This is a genomic window from Skermanella rosea (assembly GCF_016806835.2).
GTDB lineage: Bacteria > Pseudomonadota > Alphaproteobacteria > Azospirillales > Azospirillaceae > Skermanella > Skermanella rosea.
On record NZ_CP086111.1, the window covers coordinates 4,697,934 to 4,714,159 of the forward strand.

13 protein-coding genes and 1 tRNA gene are annotated in these 16,226 nt (G+C 69.8%); 6 read left to right on the plus strand and 8 right to left on the minus strand.

Annotated features, from left to right (window positions below):
* Positions 1-8: 8 nt before the first annotated feature.
* The 5 genes from JL101_RS22030 to ehuB all read right to left on the minus strand — a co-directional run bounded on the left by JL101_RS22030 (position 9) and on the right by ehuB (position 4,634).
* Complete coding sequence (locus JL101_RS22030; protein ID WP_203096302.1) at positions 9-620, minus strand: PqiC family protein; 612 nt, start codon at positions 618-620, stop codon at positions 9-11.
* A gap of 3 nt (positions 621-623) precedes the next feature.
* Positions 624-1,610 (minus strand): MlaD family protein, encoded by a 987-nt coding sequence (locus JL101_RS22035; RefSeq protein WP_203096300.1) that lies wholly within the window; start codon positions 1,608-1,610, stop codon positions 624-626.
* 31 nt (positions 1,611-1,641) lie between these two features.
* Positions 1,642-2,451, minus strand: a complete 810-nt coding sequence (locus JL101_RS22040) for an ABC transporter ATP-binding protein (protein ID WP_203096298.1) — start codon at positions 2,449-2,451, stop codon at positions 1,642-1,644.
* A gap of 1 nt (position 2,452) precedes the next feature.
* Positions 2,453-3,619, minus strand: a complete 1,167-nt coding sequence (locus JL101_RS22045; RefSeq protein WP_203096296.1) for an MlaE family ABC transporter permease — start codon at positions 3,617-3,619, stop codon at positions 2,453-2,455.
* Positions 3,620-3,749: 130 nt separating this feature from the next.
* Positions 3,750-4,634, minus strand: a complete 885-nt coding sequence (ehuB, locus tag JL101_RS22050) for an ectoine/hydroxyectoine ABC transporter substrate-binding protein EhuB (protein WP_203096294.1) — start codon at positions 4,632-4,634, stop codon at positions 3,750-3,752.
* 115 nt (positions 4,635-4,749) lie between these two features.
* Here ehuB and JL101_RS22055 point away from each other — a divergent pair, with 115 nt between their 5' ends.
* Positions 4,750-7,629, plus strand: a complete 2,880-nt coding sequence (locus JL101_RS22055; RefSeq protein ID WP_203096292.1) for a hybrid sensor histidine kinase/response regulator — start codon at positions 4,750-4,752, stop codon at positions 7,627-7,629.
* 9 nt (positions 7,630-7,638) lie between these two features.
* Here JL101_RS22055 and JL101_RS22060 read toward each other — a convergent pair whose 3' ends face one another.
* Complete coding sequence (locus JL101_RS22060) at positions 7,639-9,258, minus strand: bifunctional metallophosphatase/5'-nucleotidase (protein WP_203096290.1); 1,620 nt, start codon at positions 9,256-9,258, stop codon at positions 7,639-7,641.
* A gap of 166 nt (positions 9,259-9,424) precedes the next feature.
* On the opposite strand from JL101_RS22060, the gene JL101_RS22065 reads away from it, so the two are divergent.
* The 3 genes from JL101_RS22065 to JL101_RS22075 all read left to right on the plus strand — a co-directional run bounded on the left by JL101_RS22065 (position 9,425) and on the right by JL101_RS22075 (position 12,317).
* A complete protein-coding gene (locus JL101_RS22065) occupies positions 9,425-10,837 on the plus strand; it encodes an alanine/glycine:cation symporter family protein (RefSeq protein ID WP_203096288.1) in 1,413 nt (470 codons plus the stop codon).
* A 106-nt stretch (positions 10,838-10,943) separates the two neighbouring features.
* Entirely contained in the window at positions 10,944-11,261 is a 318-nt protein-coding gene (locus JL101_RS22070; protein ID WP_158046965.1) for an EthD family reductase, read from the plus strand.
* 699 nt (positions 11,262-11,960) lie between these two features.
* On the plus strand, positions 11,961-12,317 hold the full coding sequence (locus JL101_RS22075) for an HVO_A0114 family putative DNA-binding protein (protein WP_203096286.1): 357 nt from the start codon (positions 11,961-11,963) through the stop codon (positions 12,315-12,317).
* Between the two features lie 174 nt (positions 12,318-12,491).
* Here JL101_RS22075 and JL101_RS22080 read toward each other — a convergent pair.
* Positions 12,492-12,565, minus strand: a tRNA-Gly gene (locus JL101_RS22080).
* 86 nt (positions 12,566-12,651) lie between these two features.
* On the minus strand, positions 12,652-13,239 hold the full coding sequence (locus tag JL101_RS22085; RefSeq protein ID WP_203096284.1) for a GNAT family N-acetyltransferase: 588 nt from the start codon (positions 13,237-13,239) through the stop codon (positions 12,652-12,654).
* A gap of 395 nt (positions 13,240-13,634) precedes the next feature.
* Between JL101_RS22085 and JL101_RS22090 the strand changes: the two genes are divergently transcribed.
* Together JL101_RS22090 and JL101_RS22095 are read left to right on the plus strand one after the other, a co-directional pair.
* Complete coding sequence (locus tag JL101_RS22090) at positions 13,635-15,413, plus strand: ABC transporter permease (RefSeq protein WP_203096282.1); 1,779 nt, start codon at positions 13,635-13,637, stop codon at positions 15,411-15,413.
* The gene (locus tag JL101_RS22095; protein WP_203096279.1) at positions 15,410-16,156 is read left to right on the plus strand and encodes an ATP-binding cassette domain-containing protein; all 747 of its coding nucleotides are present in this window, start codon (positions 15,410-15,412) and stop codon (positions 16,154-16,156) included. The genes JL101_RS22090 and JL101_RS22095 overlap by 4 nt, the downstream gene beginning before the upstream one ends.
* The last annotated feature ends 70 nt before the right edge of the window (positions 16,157-16,226 follow it).

Sequence of the window (16,226 nt, forward strand, 5' to 3'; positions counted from 1 at the left end):
CCGCCCGCTCACTTCCGGGCCGACGCCCGTCTGATCCCGGCGGCGATGTCCCGGCTCAGCGCGTTCAGCGCCCGGTTCATGGCGGCGACGGTTGCCTCGATGCCCTCGCCCTCGACCGGTTCGACGTACCGCGCCCGGGCGCCCGCCCGCTCCGCCTCGGTCTGCGCGTCGAGCACGCTCCAGTAGGCGTTCAGCACGGCGTCGCCGGACGCGTCCCGCTCGAACGAGGTGACGTCGAGGGTGACGGTGTAGGTCAGCTGTTCGCGCCGGCGCAGCGGCAGCACGAAGACATTGTCGCTGGGCAGCAGGCCCCGCAGGTTGTCAGCCACCACGCGGGTGACGTCGCCCTGGAGCCGCTGGCCCCAGCGGTCGCCCTGGCTGACCTGGATCGTGTTGGCGCCGGACCGGGTCACGATCTCCGGCCGGTCCAGGTATTCGGGAATGTTGGCCTGCTCGACCCCGACCGCCGGGCCACGCGCGGCGGCCGGCGATCCCGGCCCGGTCGCGGCTTCGCGCGGCAGGGAACTCAGGACATGCAGGTCGGGGGGCGGCAGCGTCGCGGCGCAGGCGGCCACCAGCGGGACCAGCAGCGCCAGCAATCCCAGTCGAAAGCGTCTCATGGTCTATCTCCCCAGCAGCAGGGCGTTGGGATTGCGCTCCAGCGTCTCGGCGAAGCTGCGCAGCGAGCGCGAGGCCAGCGACAGGTTGCGCATCGACGTCTCCAGGTCGGAGCGGACGGGCGAGTTGCGGGCAACCAGCTCGTTGGTGTTGCCCAGCATCGTCTGGGCCTGGGATACCGCCTGCTCGACGCTCTCCGACGTGGTGCGCAGGGACGTCACCAGCGGCCCGAACTCCCGGTTGGCGGTGCCGACCAGCCCCTGGAGCTCGGCCATGGTGGCCTGGAGATCCTGCTGCACCTGGGCCAGTGTGTCCGACCCCGTGGTGAAGGTGCTGCGGGCCGCGGCCATGGTGGTCTCGAACTCGCGCATGCCGCCGGCCATGGCCGCCAGGGCCTCGCCGATCTCGGGCGAGGACAGCAGCTTGTCCACGTTGGTCAGGGTGTTCATCGCCGTCGCGACCATGTCCTGGATCGGCAGCTGCTCGATGTTGCGCCGGACCACGTCCAGGGTGGACGGGATCGCCGGGATCTCCGCCACGTCGGTATCGCCGCCGACCAGCGTGGCCGGGGTGTCGGGCAGCAGGTCCAGCTCGACCATCAGCTGCTGGGTCACGTAGCTCTGGAAGACGAGCTGGGCGCGCAACCCCCGCTCGACCATGGTTTCGTAGCTGATGTCCGGCTGCTCGCCATCGGGCAGCCCCGCCCATTTCATCCGGTCCCGGTCGAACTCGATATAGGTCGGGATGCGGGCGGTCAGGTCCTGGCTGTCGATCACCAGGTCCACCCGGGTCACCGAGCCGACCCGGACGCCGCGGAAATTGACCGGCGCCCCGACATACAGCCCGTTGACCGATCCGTCGAAATAGATCACCGCCGGCGCCAGGCGTTGGTTCAGGATGCCGCTGCCCAGCGCCACCAGGGCGGTGACGAACAGGGCGATGGCGCCGAGCACGAACAGGCCGATCAGGCGTGGATTCGCCTTTCTCTTCATGGAAATCTCCCGGCGGAAAACGGCTTCGTCCTCATGGCTGGGCCTCCTCGAGCTCGCCGCGGCTCAGGAAATCCCGAACCGAGCGGTGGCGGCTGTGCTCCCGCAGGCGCCGGGGATCGCCCCCGTCGATCGCGGTGCGGCTCTCGGCGTCCAGGAAGACGGAATTGTTCGCGATGGCGAAGATGCTGGCCAGCTCGTGGCTGACGATCACGACGGTGGCGCCCAGGCTGTCGCGCAGCTCCAGGATCAGGTCGTCCAGCCGGCGCGAGCTGAGCGGGTCGAGCCCGGCCGACGGCTCGTCGAAGAACAGGATGTCGGGGTCGAGCGCGATCGCCCGCGCGAGGCCGGCGCGCTTGCGCATGCCGCCGCTGATCTCCGAAGGATAGAAGTCCTCGAACCCGGCGAGCCCGACCAGGGCCAGCTTGAGCGACACCAGCTCGGCGATCTCGGCGGGCTTGAGTTTGGTGTACTGGGACAGCGGCACCGACACGTTCTCGGCCAGCGTCATCGAGCTCCACAGCGCGCCGCTCTGGAACAGCACGCCGAAGCGCCGGCTCATCACCGCCCGCCGCTCCAGGTCCGCGGCGGTGAAGCTCTCGCCGTCGTAGCGGATGTCGCCGGCCGCCGGCTCGACCAGGCCGATCATGTGCTTCAGCAGGGTGCTCTTGCCGCAGCCGCTGGCGCCCATGATCACGAAGATGTCGCCGGTCGGCACCTGGAAGCTGACGTCGCGCTGGACGACGAAACCGTCGAAGGCCATGGTCAGCCCCTCCACGGTGATCCTGGGCGCGGCTTTCCCCGGCCGGGATTCACTGGGCCGATCGGCCCCGGGATCGCTCATGTCAGATCCCCAGCAGGTTGGTCATGACGGCGAAGACCGCGTCGACCACGATGATGAACACGATCGAGGTCACCACCGCCGAGGTGGCGGCGACGCCGACGGCCTGGGCGCTGCGTCCGGCCTGCATGCCGCGGAGAGCCCCGGCATAGGCGACCAGCATGCCGAACACGATGCTCTTGACGAAACCCACCCAGAAGTCGGTCATGCTCAGCGCGCCGACGGTCTGGATGATGTAGGCGTTGCCGGACAGGCCCAGCATGGCGACGCCGACGATGTAGCCGCCCAGCAGGCCCAGGAAACAGGAATAGATGAACAGCAGCGGCATCATCAGCGCCAGCGCCAGCACCCGGGGCAGAACCAGGAAGTCGATCGGCGAGATGCCGATGGTCGACAGCGCGTCGATCTCCTCGTTGCCCTGCATGGTGCCGAGCTGGGCGGCATAGGCGGCGCCGGTCCGGCCGGCCAACACGATCGCCGTCATCAGGGCGGCCATCTCGCGGGTCATGGCGAGGCCGACCAGGTTGGCGACATAGATGTCCGCGCCGAACTGCTGGAGCTGGATCGCGCCGACGAAGGCGACGGTCAGCCCGACCAGCAGCGAGACGATGGTGACGATCGGCAGCGCCTGCGCCCCGGCATCCTCGATCGCCTGCAGGAAATCGACCCGGCGGAAGCGGGCGCGCCCGACCAGCATCCGGCCGAGCCCCAGCATGATCTCGCCCAGGAAGCTGACCGCCTGGTCGGCGCCGCGCAGGTTGTCCAGCACGGCGCGCCCGACCCTGACCGTCAGCGGCGCGGCGCCGCCGCCGCGCGCCGCGTCCGCCTTGACCGGCACCGCGCGGGCCAGGGCGATCAGCCGCACTATGCCCGGCGGCAGACCTCCGGCGTCGAACCCGACGTCGCGGGCGGCGCACAGGTCGCGCACCTTCAGCAGATAGCTGACCAGGGCGCTGTCCCAGCCCCGCAGGCCGCCGTCCTCGCAGGCCAGCATGCGGACCCGGTCCCCGTCGAGCAGCGCCTCGACGTCGGACGTCCCGGCAAGGCCGTTCGCGATACGCCAGTCCCCGGACAGCACGAGCGTCAGCCGCCCGGCATCGCCGGGGCGCAATTCCACCGCGTTGCCCCGGTCGTCGTCCCGGGACCTGTCCTGCCTGGTAACCGCCGTCATTGCACTCCGTCCGGGCTCGGGCCGGCAGGCCGTGAGCCGGGCGCCTTCCGTTTCGTCCGGTTAATCTGAACGAAGGAGGTGGACGCCGATTTGTTCCCGGGAACCGAGAAAAGCCACAGGGCGGCGCGGGTCAGCGGGCGCATAGTTCGGCCGTGGTCGCCGTGGGCAACTCGGCCGCGGAAATGCCGAACCGCGCCACCACGTCCAGATGCTCCGGCGTGCCCAGGAACGATCGCAGCTCCCGGTCGAACGCCTCGACCAGATCGGCGTCCTCCCTGCGGAAGCCGAAGGCGCCGTGCTCGGCGGGTCCGGCGGCCTGCCGGGCCGTCGGCCGGAACGGCTGCGCCACCTCCAGGATCTTCGGATCGCGCTCCACCACGGCCCTGACGGCGGGCGCCGCGGCCGCCAGGGCGTCGACCCTGCCGGTCACCACCCCGCGCGCGGCGGCGGCCACGTCGGGGAAGATTACGAGCTGGCTGTCGCGGATGCCCGCCGCCCGGACCAGGGTCCGCTCGACCGTCCCGGCCACGACGCCCAGCCGGACCGAAGGGTCCCTGGCGATGTCGTCGTAGCCGTGGATGTCGCGGGGGTTGCCGGCACGCACCGCCAGCCCCCTGCCCAGATCATTGACGGCGCGGTAGGTCGGTGAGGAGAACGCGATCTGCCGGCAGCGCTCCGGCACGATATACATGCCGGATGCGATGACGTCGAAGCGTCCGGCCTTCAGGCCGCGGATCAGCGCGCCGAACTCCACCTCCACCGCCCGGATCTCCCGCACTCCCATCCGCGCGAAGACCCGGCGGGCGACCTCCGGGGCCTCGCCCGTGACGCGCCCGTCCGGCAGGCGGTACGAGAAGGGCGGCATCGGCGCGTAGCCGATCCGGACCGCCCGCGTTTCCAGGATCCGGTCCAGGGTCTCCCCGGCCCGGGACGAGGCCATCGGCAGCATCGCGCCGAGAAGGATCAGCAGGAATGCCGCGGTCAGCCCGCCGGGCCGGCAACGGGTCACAATCATCGTTCCCACGACTTATACAATTCAAGGGTGGTTGACTTGCGCATCATAGTGCCATCATTGATAGCGCCGCCATTACCCAAGTTAACCAACAAAGGATAGGAACCAGCCGCAACCCATGAAGCGCGCCCGACTTCCGACGATGCTGCTGGCGGCCGCGCTGCCCATCGTGCTCTTCGCGGCAGCCATGACGGTCCTGTTCGACCGGCAGCAGACGCGGTCCTGGGAAGCGGTCATGCATCAGGCCACCGCGGCGGCGCGCGCCACCGTCGACGAGCGCGTGATGACGATCCGGATCACCCTCGAGACGCTGGCCATATCGGGCCGGTCCGCGGACCGCCGGCGCGCCGATTTTCCCGTGCAGGCGGAGCGCGTGCTGGCCATGCGCCCGGACTGGATGGCTCTCCGGCTCACCCTGCGCGACGGCAGCGCCGAGGCGGACGTTCGCCGCGACGGCCTGGAAGTGCCCCGGAACGCCGGGGCGGCCGGGGTGGAGGCGGATATCGCGGCGGTCTTCCGCTACGGCGAGCCGCGCGTCAGCGGCGTGTTGGCCGATCCGGCACGGGCCGACGAGCCGGTGTTCGCGGTCAGCGTTCCCCTGTTCGGCGACGACGGGGTCGAGCGCGTGGTCACGGCCCATGTGCGGGCATGGACGATCAACCAGGCCTTGCGGGACCAGGGGATTTCGCCGGGATGGCGGATCGCCGTCCTGGACAGGGACGGCAGCCTGGTCGCCCGCACCCTGTCGGAGGATTCGCGAGATCCCGGCATCGGCGGCCCGCCGGACGCGACCCTGCTGGACGGGCTGCGGCGCGGGCTGCCGATGTTCCACGCGACCAACGCGCTGAACGAGGACCTGTACGTCGCCTCCTCCGTCTCGGGCCTGACCGGGTGGACGGTAGCCCTCGGCATGCCGGCGTCCCTGATCGACCTGCCGGCCAAGCGGACCCTGGCGGCGGTGGTCGGCGGCGGCATCCTGGCGGTCGCGCTGGCCCTCGGGATCGGCTGGCTGCTGGCGCGCTCCCTGATGAAGCGCAGCGCCGCCGAGCGCCGCCTGCTTCAGCTGGAACTGGCCCAGGCCTCGAACGAGCGCACCGCGGCCATCCTGGAAAGCACGTCCGACGGAGTCTTCGAGGTCAATCCCGGCTGGCGCATCATCTTCATCAACAGCCGCGCCCGCTCCCTGCTCACGGGAGGCGTCGACGTCACCGGCCGCCTGCTGTGGGACGTCCTGCCCGAGGCCGACACCACCGCCTTCTGGCACGAATTCCATCGCGTCGCCACGGAACGGGTCCCGGCGGAGTTCGAGGAGTTCTATCCGGCCCTGGGGGCCTGGTTCTATGTCCGGGCGTTCCCCCTGCCCGACGGCGGCATCGCCGTCTATTTCCAGGACGTGACCGAGGGCCGCCGCGCCCGCGACGCGCTGGCCGACAGCGAGCGCCGCTACCGCTTCCTGGCCGAGAGCATTCCCCAGATCGTCTGGACGGCGACCCCGGACGGCGGCGTCGACTATGTCAACGGCCGGCTCAAGACCTACCTGGGCGCCAAGGAGGAGAGCTTCTCCGACGGCTGGAGATGGCTCGAGAACCTGCACCCGGACGACGTCGAAAGCACCCGGCAGGCCTGGAAGAGCGCCCAGACCACCTCCAGCGTCTATGAGCACGAGCACCGCTTCCGCCGTCACGACGGCATGTTCCGGTGGCATCTGGCCCGCGCCCTGCCGATGCTGGACGAGACCGGGCAGGTCGTGAGGTGGTTCGGCACCTCGACCGACATCCATGACCAGAAGTTGCAGCAGGAAGCGCTCCAGGCCGCGCGCGACGAGGCCGAACGGGCCCGCGGCGTGGCCGAGCAGGCCGACCTGGCCAAGAGCAGGTTCCTGGCCGCCGCCAGCCACGACCTGCGGCAGCCGATGCAGTCGCTGTTCCTGTTCGCCGACAGCCTGAAGGCGCACATCGCCGATCGGGAGGGGGCCGACAAGCTCCTGCACCTGCGGCGCGGCCTGGACGCCCTGAAGGTCCTGCTGGACGGTCTGCTGGACGTGTCGCGACTGGACGCCGACGCGGTCCAGCCGACCGTCGAGGACGTGCCGCTGGACCCGTTGCTTGACCGGATCGGAGGCGCCTATGCCAAGGTGGCCGCCGCCAAGGGGCTGTCGTTCGAGATCCGCGCCTGCGGCGGCACCGTGCGGACCGACCGTACCTTGCTGGGCCGCATCCTGAACAACCTGCTGGAGAATGCCGTCCATTACACCGAAACGGGCCGGATCAGGATCGACTGCCGCCGGACCGGCGACACGGTCCGGATCGAGGTCCAGGACACCGGCATCGGCATTCCTCCCGACCACCTGGAAGACATCTGGACGGAGTTCCACCAGGTCGGCAACCCGGAGCGCGACCGGAACCAGGGGCTCGGCCTCGGGCTGGCGATCGTCGACCGGCTCGCCCGCCTGCTGGGCCACCGGGTGGAGGCCCTGTCGGCCCTCGGCCGGGGGTCGGTCTTCAGCATCGAACTGCCGGCCGGCGCCGCCGTGGAGACCCCGGCGGTCGCCCCGGCCGCCGCTGCCGGCGGTCCGGCATCGGCACCCCCGCCGCCCGCCCCCGCGTCCCCGGCGGGCGAGCGGCGCTACGCGGTGCTGGTGGACGACGACGCGATCGTCCTGCTCGGGCTCCAGAGCATCCTGCGGGACTGGGGCTACGACGTCCTGGCCGCCGGATCGACGGAGCAGGCGCTGGACCGGCTCGGGACCTCGGACCGCAGGCCGGACATCGTCGTGGCCGACTACCGGCTGCGCGGCGGCCGCGTCGGCACCGAGGCGATCCTGAAGATCCGCGAGCTGTTCGGCAGCGACATCCCGGGCGTGATCCTGACCGGGGAGACCGGGCCGGAATGCGCGCGGGACGCCGCCGCCCACGGCTTCAGCGTCGCCCACAAGCCGATCACGTCGCACCAGCTCAGCCTCGCGATGGAGAAGCTGCTCAGCGACGCGGCGGACTGAGTCCGGGGGTCACGGCGCGCGGGTGATGCGCCCCTCCACCTGCGGTGCCACCGGGCCGTTCGCCTTGATGTATTCGGCGACCACCATCTCCAGGTTGGGGCCGAAATCATAGGCGTCGGCGGCCTTGGCGAACAGGCCGTAGCCGTCGCCGCCCGCCCGCACGAAATTGTTGGTCGCGACCTTGTAGGTCGCCGCGGGGTCGAGCGGGCGGAAGCTGCCGTCCGGCTCGCGGACCTCCACCGACCGGATGCGCTCCCCCTCGGGCTTGGCGGGATCGAACGCGTAGCGCAGCCCGGCGACCTGCGGGAAACGCCCGGTGCCCGACGTGGTCTTGTCGTGCGCCTTGGACACCCCGCCCTCCAGGCTGGCGCGCAGGTCGGCGCCGCTGATCTCGAACGTCGCCAGGGTGTTGGAGAAGGGCAGCACCTCGATCACCTGGCCCATGGTCACCCGGCCGGCCGGGATGCCGGACCGGATGCCGCCGCCGTTCTGGACCGCGATGCGGGTCCCCTGGTCGCGGGTCGCCCACAGCATCGCGTCGGCGATCAGGTTGCCCAGGTTGCATTCGCCGAACCGGCAGGCGTCGCTGGTGCCGACCAGTTCCACCCCGGCCTCGCCGACGGGCTGGCCGCGGAGCTGGGCCAGCGGCACGTTGAGCTGGACGATCTTGTCCCGCACGGCGGGGTCCTGGGCTACCTCGGCTCCCAAGGCCACCGGACCGCCGGTCCAGGCCGTGGGCACGCCGGAAGCGTCGAAGGTGACGTCCAGCCGGCCGAGATGGGTCCCGTAGGAGCCCGCCTGCACCACCAGCGCCGGGGCGCCCGACGGGGTCGTTACGACGGTCGGATAGGGACCGGCGGCCTTGTCGTTGCCGGTTTCCAGGAAGCTGTGGCTGTGCCCGCCGACATAAACGTCCACGCCGTCCACCGCCGCGGCCAGCGCCTGGTCCTCGGCATAGCCGACATGGGTCAGCGCGATGATCTTGTCGACGCCTTGCGCCTTCAGGTCGGCGACCGCCCGCGCCAGGGCGGCGGCCTCGTCGCGGAAAGCCACGGTGGGGCCGGGGCTGGAAGTGATCGGGGTATCGGACGTGGTAAGGCCGATGATTCCGATCCGCTGCCCGCCCTTCTCGACTACGGTGGACGGCTTGTAGCGGCCCTCCAGGCCGGGTTCGCGCGAGCTGTCCAGGTTGGCGCTCAGCACCGGCCAGGACACCGCGTCCAGATAGGGGCGCAATCCCGCCGGGCCGTCGTCGAACTCGTGGTTGCCGAGCGTCTGGGCGTCGGGGTTCAGCATGCCCAGCACCGTCTGGACCGCGCCGTGCTTGAAATGGGTATAGAAAAGGGTTCCCTGGAACTGGTCGCCGGCATCGAGGAACAGGGCATTGTCGCCGCGCAGCTCCCGGAGCTTGGTCTGCAGGCGGGCGGCGCCGCCGACGCACTTGGCGGCCGACTCGTCCTTCGGCGTGCAGAACCCGCCGGAGGAGGTCACCTGGTCGTAGCGGGCATGCACGTCGTTGACGTGCAGGATGCGCAGCTGGAACTCGGCCGCTCCGGCCGCCGCGGGCCAGAGGCCGGTTCCGAGCAGGGTCAGGAGCCCTGCTCCAAGCAGAGCGGTTTTCGTCGCCATCGTCGCCCTCGCCATCGTCGCATATTCCTCTGGAAGATCCCGGCCCCGAAGCCGGCCTCCAACCTTTTGCACGATCGTGCGTTCAGTCTTCAAGAAGAACCCTCCCCGACTGCCCTGCGGGTTTCGACCGCAACGCTGATTCGAGCCCAAACCTGAAAGGCCTGCCATGGAAAGTGTCGATGCCGTGCTCGGCGCACTCAACACCGTGATCTGGGGCTACCTGCTGATCTATGTGCTGATCGGCGCCGGGATCTACTTCACCGTGAAGACCAGGTTCGTGCAGTTCCGCCGGTTCGGCCACCTGTTCGGCGTCATGTCCGGCTCCCGCCACTGCGAGGGCGGTGGGATATCGCCGTTCCAGGCCTTCTGCGTCAGCATGGCGAGCCGCGTCGGCACCGGCAACATCGCCGGCGTCGCGATCGCGCTGACCCTGGGCGGGCCGGGCGCCGTGTTCTGGATGTGGTGCGTCGCCCTGGTGGGCATGGCGACCGCCTTCGTCGAGGCGACCCTGGCCCAGCTCTACAAGGTGCCGCAGCCGGACGGCACGTTCCGCGGCGGCCCGGCCTATTACATCCAGCGCGGCCTGGGCTCCCGGGCCTGGGGCATCGTGTTCGCGATCCTGCTGATCTTCACCTTCGGGCTGGCCTTCAACGCGGTCCAGGCGAACACCATCGCCGACGTGCTGGGCGAGAGCTTCGGGGTGCCGACCTGGGTGACCGGCGTGGCGCTGGCCCTGATCTGCGCGCCGATCTTCTTCGGCGGCATCCGCTCGGTCGCCCGCGTGGCGGAATGGATGCTGCCGGTCATGGCGCTGGCCTACGTGGCGCTGGCGCTGCTGATCCTGGCGATCCACATCGACCGGGTGCCCGACATGTTCATGCTGATCGTCCGCTCCGCCTTCGGGCTGGACCAAGCGGCGGCCGGGGCCTTCGGCGGGCTGACGGTGGCGCTGATGAACGGCGCGAAGCGCGGCCTGTTCTCCAACGAGGCGGGCATGGGCAGCGCCCCCAACATGGCGGCCACCGCGACGACGCACCATCCCGCGACCCAGGGCTTCATCCAGGCGCTGGGAGTCTTCGTGGACACCATCGTGATCTGCTCGGCCACCGCCTTCATCATCCTGCTGTCGAACCAGTACGACGTGACCGGCGCCACCGAGATGGCGGGCGCCAGCCTGACCCAGTCGGTGATCGCGGAGGAGTTCGGCACGGCCGGCGGCCTGTTCATGACCTTCGTGATCTTCCTGTTCGCCTTTTCCTCGATCATCGGCAACTACGCCTATGCCGACGGCAACATGACCTTCCTGGGCGCCCGGATCAGCACCTTCAACATCTTCCGGATCGTCGCGGTGCTGGCGGTGCTGGGCGGCTCGATCGGCGAACTGCCGACCGTCTGGGCGCTGGCCGACGTCGCCATGGGCCTGATGGCGCTGGTCAACCTGGGAGCCATCCTGATGCTGTCCAAATGGGCCTTCGCGACCCTGGCCGACTACGAGGCGTCGGAAGAGCGGGGCCGGCCCCGGTTCGAGGCCAGCGGCAACGCCCTGATGCCGGGCGCCCTGAAGACGGAGGTCTGGTAGGTGCCTACGGCGATGCTGCTTTAGTCCCGATTGACAGGAATCGCGGTCGCCGCCACCGTGCGGACACGACAATAACAACCAATCACGAATCGGGAGGAATCGACCCATGTTCACGCTGGCCCTGCTGCTCTACCGGAAGCCCGGCACCACCACCGAGCAGTACCAGACCTACTGGCACGACGTTCACGGCCCGATCGCGGCGAAGATCCCCGGGCTGCGCGGCTATGTCCAGAAGCACGTCCAGCCCGACGCCGAAGGCAACGTGCCGGTGGACGGCATCGCCGAATTGACCTTCGACAGCGCCGACGCCCAACAGGCCGGCTTCGCCTCCCCGGAGGGCAAGGCCGCGCTCGACGATGTCGCCAACTTCGCGGACACGTCGCGGGTGGTGGCCTTCCCGGTGGAGGTGCGGCGGATCGTGTAGCGGTCGGGGCGGGGCGGAAGCGGTAGTCCTGGGGAGGAGCGCGGCGTTGGGCCGCGGGGACTCCCCGGGATTACGGTGTGAGGGAGGCGGGCATCAAATCGTGCCAACGCCTGCAACTTCAAAATTCATTCTTTTTCATTTTACCTTTCAAGCTTTACCTTGCGCTTCAGAGTCCCTGAGGTAGGCGGGGGAAATCAATACCTATGTATCTTTGATCAACTCCTCAATGATACTCGGATGGCCAAGCGTCATCGGGGTATCTCATCCAGACCTGCACAGCTTGAACCATCCCGGAAGGAGCGCCACGCTCAGGGTTGGATGGTCCTATCGACATACTGGTTTGACCGGCTGGTGATGGAATTCTTGTGTTATCAGTCTCTCATAACCATAATGGAGCGGGTGATGGCTGAGGAGGATGTCGGCCTTGACGATCTACTGTTGCTCGACGGCCAAATCCTGGTGGTCGATCCCGAGGGCGGGCATTGGGTCAAGTTCGTCGTCCATCGGGTGCCGCCAAGCCCGGAACGCCCATCCGGTGTCCCGCGCGCATCGGCGAGGCAAGGGAGGGGCCGGATCAGCGAACGATCATCGGCATCGACACGACACGGTACGTCCCTACGACTACACCAGCGCCGCCGACCTCCTGAAGGACTTCTGGTCGGAGGTGGATGCGATATTGAAGGAACGAGGAGTGCTGTGATGACCACGCTTCGCATCGGTATCGCCAGCTATGAGCAGATGAAGGCCCGCACCATGGCTATTGCGCGGGGCGAGCTTCGTCCCGGCCCCGACGAGCCCAAGGTCTGGTTCACCTCCATGGATTCCCTCGCCAAGGTGCTGTCGGAAGACAACCGGACGCTTCTGCGCCAGATCGCAGCGACGCGCCCGGCCTCGCTGGACGAATTGGCAAAGGAGAGCGGTCGGAAGAAGTCAAACCTGTCCCGCACCCTCAAAACCATGGCCGGCTACGGACTGATCGAACTTGATCGCGGTGAGCGGGGCCGGATCAGCCCACGGCTGACGTTCGACAGGTTGGTGCTGGAAATCGGCGTGTAGGGGTTCGGCGTGAAATTCGCCTTCCCGATCCAACCTGGCCTCTTCCACTTCACCCATAATGTCCGAAGAAGGGGAAGGCGCTCCTGGGCGCTCCGATCGCTTCATTGCAGATCGTCACCCCGGAACACAGGATGAGCCAAATCTGCAAAATATCGATTTTGAGGAGTCTGGGCTTGGAGCGGGTGAAGGGAATCGAACCCTCGTCGTAAGCTTGGGAAGCTTCTGCTCTACCATTGAGCTACACCCGCGACGCCCCTGTTTATAGGGCATCGCCGCCCCCGATTCAAGGCGGCGATTCACTCCCTCGTACAGACCCTCACGCAGCCCCGCGCTCTCACGCCGGCGCGTTCAGCAGCCGCCACTCCCGGGCATAGGCCGGCGCGCCCACGCCCTGGCGGGCGGCGATTTCCGGGGCCAGCATCGGCTCGGGTTCGGCGGGCCAGCGGGTCAGCAGGCCGGAGACGCCGGCGAGCGAGCCTTCCACCAGTTCCAGCGCCAGGAAGCGGTCCAGGTCCACCGGGCCGGGCAGGCTCATGGAGAGGGTCAGGTCCCGGGTGAAGCCGAAGCGGCCATAGTAGGGCGCGTCGCCGACCAGGACGACGCTGCGCCAGCCGGCGGCCGAGGCCCGGTTCAGGCTCTGCCGGATCATCTGGGCGCCCAGGCCGCCGCTCCGCATGTGCGGCGCGATCGCGATGGGGCCGAGCAGGATGGTCGGCGTGACGCCGCCAATCAGGACGGGCCAGTAGCGGATGGTGCCCACGACGGCATCGTCCTCCAGCGCCACCAGCGACAGGCCGGGGACGGGATCGACGCCTTCGCGCAGGCGGTAAACGGTCTTGCCGGCCCGTTCGGGGCCGAAGGAGAGGTCCAGCAGGGTGTCGATGGCGGCGGCGTGATGCGGCTGCTCGATCGCAATGTTCATTGAGGCTTGTGATCCCGGCGGCAGGAAGTGGGCAGAGAGGCTGTAACGCCGTGCCGCCGATGCCGGGGAGGGAAACTCAGGGGGTCAGCCTGCCGTCCCATGGGCATCAGCACGCGGCGTGAGGACTGCGTCGCTTGCGAGAGCGCAAGTCGGCATCCTTCGTCGTCGTAGGGCGTGCTGGGGCGACATGGGGCTGGGGTTACCCATACAGTTTCAAGGGACGCTGGATATAACACCACCCCCCTTCCGGTTAAAGCAGGAAATTCGTCATGGGACATCATGGCCCTACATCGATCAAACCGGCGTGATCGGTACGCAACATCCATGACTTCCGACTGACTCGCGGGTTGTCCTGGGATACCGTCCGGCACGGCTGAAAGGACCCGAACCAAGGCATGACGACAGGCGAACGGATCGACATCGCGACCGCTCCCGCCGCATCCGACGCCCCTGCCCCCGCAGCGGGCCGGCGGCGGCGCAGCCGGCTGGAAGCCGTGCCGGCGGTGACGCTCGTCCTGTTCCTCGGGCCGATCGCCGCCGGGCTGGCCGGCACCTGGGCGCCGGCCTTCGGAATCCTGCCCGCGCTGGGCGGGACCGAGCCGACGCTGGACCCGTGGCGCGGGCTGCTGGCGGCGCCGGGGCTGGGCGGGGCCGTGCTGCTGTCCGCGGGGACGGGGCTGGCGGCGACGCTGCTGTCCTTCGCCATCGCCCTGTGGTTCTGCGCCGCGTGGCACGGCACCCGCACCTTCTCCGCCTTCCGGCGGCTGCTCGCCCCCCTGCTGGCCCTGCCCCACGCCGCCTTCGCGATCGGGCTGGCCTTCCTGATGGCGCCCAGCGGCTGGGTCGCGCGGCTGCTGTCGCCCTGGGCGACCGGCTGGACCTTTCCGCCCGACCTGGCGCTGGTCAACGATCCCTGGGGACTGGCGCTGGTGCTGGGGCTGATGGTCAAGGAGGTGCCGTTCCTGATGCTGATGGTCGTCGCGGCGCTCGGCCAGACGCCGGCGGACAAGGCGCTGACGGTCGCCCGCAGCATGGGGTACGGCCCGGTCACGGCCTGGCTGAAAGTGGTGCTGCCGCTGGTCTATGCGCAGGTCCGGCTGCCGGTTTACGCGGTGCTGGCCTTCTCCCTGTCGGTCGTGGACGTGGCGCTGATCCTGGGGCCGGGCACGCCGCCGCCGCTGGCGGTGCTGGTGCTGCGCTGGTTCTCCGATCCCGACCTGGCGCTGCGGTACCAGGCGGCGGCGGGCGCCTGCCTGCAATTGGTCCTGGTGGCGGCGATGATCGCCCTGTGGCGCCTGGCCGAGGTCGCGGCCGGGCGGGCCAGCCGGGGCTGGCTGGTGTCCGGCCGGCGCGGCGGTTCCGGGCGGGCGGCGCGGGCGGTCTCGGCCGGGCTGGCCGCCGGGGTGGTGGCGGTCGCGGTCGGCTCCTCGGTCGGGCTCGGCCTGTGGTCGGTGGCGTCGCGCTGGCGCTTTCCCGACGCCCTGCCCGGCGGCTGGACGCTGGAGACCTGGGAACGGGCGCTGCCCGCCCTGGCGGGTCCCGCCTGGACGACGCTGACGGCCGGGCTAGCCGCCGCCGGGATCGCCCTGGTGCTGGTGCTGGGCTGCCTGGAGAACGAGCAGAGGTCCGGCCTTCGGCCCTCGGCCCGCGGGCTGTGGCTGCTCTACCTGCCGCTGCTGGTGCCGCAGATCGGCTTCCTGTTCGGGACCCAGGTGCTGCTGGTGGCGGCCGGGCTGGACGGCACCTGGCCGGCCCTGGTGTGGAGCCACCTGCTGTTCGTGCTGCCCTACGTGTTCCTGACCCTGGCCGATCCCTACCGGGCGCTGGACGAGCGCTACGCGCGGGCGGCGGCGTGCCTCGGCGCCTCGCCGGCTCGGGTCTTCCTGCGGGTCAAGCTGCCGCTGCTGCTGCGCCCGGTGCTGGCGGCGGCGGCGATCGGCTTCTCGGTCAGCGTCGCCCAGTACCTGCCGACCCAGTTCGCCGGGGCCGGCCGGCTGCCGACGCTGACCACCGAGGCGGTCGGGCTGGCGGCCGGGGCGGACCGCCGGCTGATCGGCGTCTACGGCTTCGCCCAGGCCGCCCTGCCCCTGGCCGCCTTCGCCCTGGCGCTGCTGGCGCCGGGACTGGTCGGGCGGGCGCGCCGGTTCGGAAGCGGAACGGGAGGACGGGCATGAGGGCGGGCCTGGGACCGCCCCTGGGAGCGGATGAGGAACACTGGCTGGAACTCGACCGGGTGACGCTCAAGCTCGGCGGACGGGACCTGTTCGCGCCGCTGTCGCTGACCATCCGGGGCGGCCGGGTCGCCGTGCTGATGGGGCCGAGCGGAAGCGGCAAGTCCAGCCTGCTGGCCCATCTGTGCGGGACCCTGGACCCCGCCTTCGACGCCGCCGGACGGGTGGTGCTGGACGGCGCCGACCTGGCCGGGCTGCCGCCGGAACGGCGCCGGGTCGGCATCCTGTTCCAGGACGACCTGCTGTTCCCCCACATGAGCGTGGCGGAGAACCTGGCGTTCGGCCTGCCGCCGGCCGTCCGGGGACGCGCCGGGAGGCGGGCCGTGGTCGATCGGGCGCTGGACGAGGCCGACCTCGCCGGCTTCGGCGGGCGCGACCCGGCGACCCTGTCGGGCGGACAGCGCGCCCGCGTGGCCCTGCTGCGAACCCTGTTGGCGGAGCCGTCGGCCCTGCTGCTGGACGAACCTTTCGGCAAGCTGGACGCCGCCCTGCGCGGCCGGTTCCGCGCCTGGGTGTTCGATCATGCGCGGCGGCGCGGCCTGCCGACCCTGCTGGTCACCCACGACCCGGCCGACGCGGAGGAGGCCGACGGGCCGGTCGTCGATCTCGGCGCGGCGGAGCCCGATACGCCGACGACCGCATATGGGGGTACGTTATTAAGCGGGCGTAAACGCAAAGGAGCGTAGAAACGGGATGGATACGCTCCTGGACAAGGAGGAAAGCACGGAGTAATTTTTGTTTCGCTGCCATTTCGAT

Bases quoted from the DNA above. Each gene is read 5' to 3' on its own strand.
- JL101_RS22090 (WP_203096282.1), top strand. From the start codon at position 13,635: ATGACGACAGGCGAACGGATCGACATCGCGACCGCTCCCGCCGCATCC.
- JL101_RS22045 (WP_203096296.1), bottom strand. From the start codon at position 3,619: ATGACGGCGGTTACCAGGCAGGACAGGTCCCGGGACGACGACCGGGGC.
- JL101_RS22095 (WP_203096279.1), top strand. From the start codon at position 15,410: ATGAGGGCGGGCCTGGGACCGCCCCTGGGAGCGGATGAGGAACACTGG.
- ehuB (WP_203096294.1), bottom strand. From the start codon at position 4,634: ATGATTGTGACCCGTTGCCGGCCCGGCGGGCTGACCGCGGCATTCCTG.
- JL101_RS22070 (WP_158046965.1), top strand. From the start codon at position 10,944: ATGTTCACGCTGGCCCTGCTGCTCTACCGGAAGCCCGGCACCACCACC.
- JL101_RS22060 (WP_203096290.1), bottom strand. From the start codon at position 9,258: ATGGCGACGAAAACCGCTCTGCTTGGAGCAGGGCTCCTGACCCTGCTC.
- JL101_RS22075 (WP_203096286.1), top strand. From the start codon at position 11,961: ATGACCACGCTTCGCATCGGTATCGCCAGCTATGAGCAGATGAAGGCC.
- JL101_RS22065 (WP_203096288.1), top strand. From the start codon at position 9,425: ATGGAAAGTGTCGATGCCGTGCTCGGCGCACTCAACACCGTGATCTGG.
- JL101_RS22040 (WP_203096298.1), bottom strand. From the start codon at position 2,451: ATGAGCGATCCCGGGGCCGATCGGCCCAGTGAATCCCGGCCGGGGAAA.
- JL101_RS22085 (WP_203096284.1), bottom strand. From the start codon at position 13,239: ATGAACATTGCGATCGAGCAGCCGCATCACGCCGCCGCCATCGACACC.
- JL101_RS22035 (WP_203096300.1), bottom strand. From the start codon at position 1,610: ATGAAGAGAAAGGCGAATCCACGCCTGATCGGCCTGTTCGTGCTCGGC.
- JL101_RS22055 (WP_203096292.1), top strand. From the start codon at position 4,750: ATGAAGCGCGCCCGACTTCCGACGATGCTGCTGGCGGCCGCGCTGCCC.
- JL101_RS22030 (WP_203096302.1), bottom strand. From the start codon at position 620: ATGAGACGCTTTCGACTGGGATTGCTGGCGCTGCTGGTCCCGCTGGTG.